Source organism: Nitratireductor sp. GCM10026969 (assembly GCF_042660605.1).
In the GTDB taxonomy this organism is placed as follows: domain Bacteria; phylum Pseudomonadota; class Alphaproteobacteria; order Rhizobiales; family Rhizobiaceae; genus Chelativorans.
On the sequence record NZ_JBHSUM010000274.1, the window covers coordinates 1 to 2,261 of the forward strand.

The window sequence follows — 2,261 nt, forward strand, 5'->3', positions numbered from 1 at the left end:
GCAGCGGTGCCGCCTCGGCTTCTGCCGCGCCGTCGGACTGGACCGGCGCGGTCTCCGTGAGCGGTGTGACTCGGAAGCGCAGAACCGGTGCGCAAACCTCCGGCGTGTCGCGCTCCTCTGTTCCGGGCGCGGCGGCGAAAGCCTCGCGCACCAGCGTATGCCACGTATCGGGCGCGGGCCGCGCGCCGTGATAGCCGCAGACGATGAGACGATCTTCGGCACGCGTCATGCCCACGTAAAGCAGGCGCCGGTACTCCTCCTCGGCCTTGCGGCGCACCTCCGCCTCGAACTGGCGGGCGGCGGAATTGGCAAGGTCCTTGCCCTGACGCCAGAGATAGCCCGTTAACGGACGGCCGAGCCCTTTCATCGCGAAAGGCATCAGGCACGGCATATGATTGTTGCTGACCGGGGCGCTGCCGGGGTCGACCAGGAAGACCACCGGCGCCTCCAGACCCTTGGCCGCGTGAACGGTCATGATACGAATCTCGTCGCGCGACTGGTCCATCTCGCGCTTGACCTCGGGGGCCGCGCCCTCAAGGGTGGCCAGAAGCGCTTCCAGCCCGATCAGGCCCGTCTTCTCGCCAGCGAGACAAAAGGACAGGAATTCGTCCAGAATGTCGTGCGCCTCGTGCCCCAGCCGGGCGACAAAACGGCCGCGCGCGCCCGGGCGCTCGGGCGTGCCGGCGAGAATCCCGGCGTAGAACTCGTAGACGGGCTTGAAGGCGGCCTCGTTCTGCCACGCCAGCAACGTGTCGAGGATTTCCTTCAGGCGCGCATCCTCGTGTGCCTTGCGCCGCATGGCGCCGAAGAGCGACATCCCGCCTTCGCGGGGCCAGGCAAGCCGGAAAAGCACATCTTCGTCCAATCCGAAGAGGGGGCTTTTCAGGATCGCGGCAAGCGACAGGTCGTCATTCGGCTGCAGGAGAAAACGGCCGAGCGCCATCAGGTCCTTGACGGCAATGTGGCCGGTGAGCCGCAGGCGGTCGGCGCCGGCGACCGATATCTGCCGGTTCTTCAGGCTGCGCGACAGGGCATGCACGAAGCGGTCGCGCTTGCGCACCAGCACCATGACGTCGCCCGGGCGAAGGCGGCGCCCCTTGCCCTCGAGAACCTCGCCACTCTTCAGCCAGCGCTCGATCTCGGCAGAGATCACCTCGGCCAACCGGGCGGCCGGCGCGGAGGCGTGGTCGACGGCCTGGGTCCAGTCGTCCGGCTCCTCCACCACCTGCGGGCTGAGGGGCGACCAGACCTCCACGTAACCCGGCGCGTTCTCGCGAATAGCCTTATGCTCGATCGGCTCGCGATAGAGCGTCAGACCCTCGCGAACTTCCTCGCGCGCGAACACCAGATCGACGGCGCGCAGCACATCCTCGGTCGACCGGAAGGAGCGTGTCAGCCGCACCTTCTCGAAGCGGCTGCCGCTCGCCGGGACGCGCTTTGCGAAGACGGTACCGCTCTCGGCGAAGGCGGCAGGCTCCGCGCCCTGGAAGGAATAGATCGACTGCTTCTCGTCACCGACGGCGAAGATGGTCCGCTCCACACCCTCGCGCGCACCTTCGCCGGCAAAGAATTCTTCCGCCAGCTGACGCACGATCTCCCATTGGTGGGGGCTCGTGTCCTGCGCCTCGTCGATGAGGATATGGTCGATGCCGCGGTCGAGCTTGTACTGGACCCACGGGCCGACGTCCTGACGCGCCAGCAGACGCACGGTGCGCATGATGAGGTCGTTGAAATCGAGAAAGCCGCGGGCGCGCTTCAGGCGCTCGTAACGGTCTATCAGTGCATCGGCGATCGACACTGCGGCGGCGGTGGCCTCCAGCATGCGCAGGAGCGCCAACCGGTCGGCAATGCGGGAGAGAAAGGCGGCCGCTTCCAGATAGCGCTCATAGATGCCGGGCAGGCGATCCTTTAGCGCCGCCTTGAACGTCTTCTCGCCATAGGGCTCGCCGTCGGCCTTCAGGAAACCGCGCGCCAGAAGATCGAGGCGGCGCACCGGATCGGTTTCCGCGAAGGCGGCCGATGCATCGGGCACGATGTTCTTCAATACAAGGCTCGCCCCCGCCTCCTGCGCGGCGTTCACGAAATGATCATATTCGACGGGCGTGAAGCCGGGCACCGGCCAGGCCTCGGCGGCGAGGCTTTGCGCGGTCTCGCCCTCGCCGAAGCCGAATTCGGCCAGAAGGGCGGGCAGCGGCGTGTTCCCGTCGGTCGCGCCGTCGATGAAGAGGCGCAGGCCCTCGCGCCGGGCGACGATCTCGCCG

General features: G+C 67.4%; 1 protein-coding gene. It reads right to left on the minus strand.

Going from position 1 to position 2,261, the window contains the following annotated elements:
• A partial coding sequence (addA, locus tag ACFP9U_RS24780; protein WP_378625521.1) for a double-strand break repair helicase AddA occupies nt 1–2,261 on the minus strand: 2,261 nt, incomplete at both ends.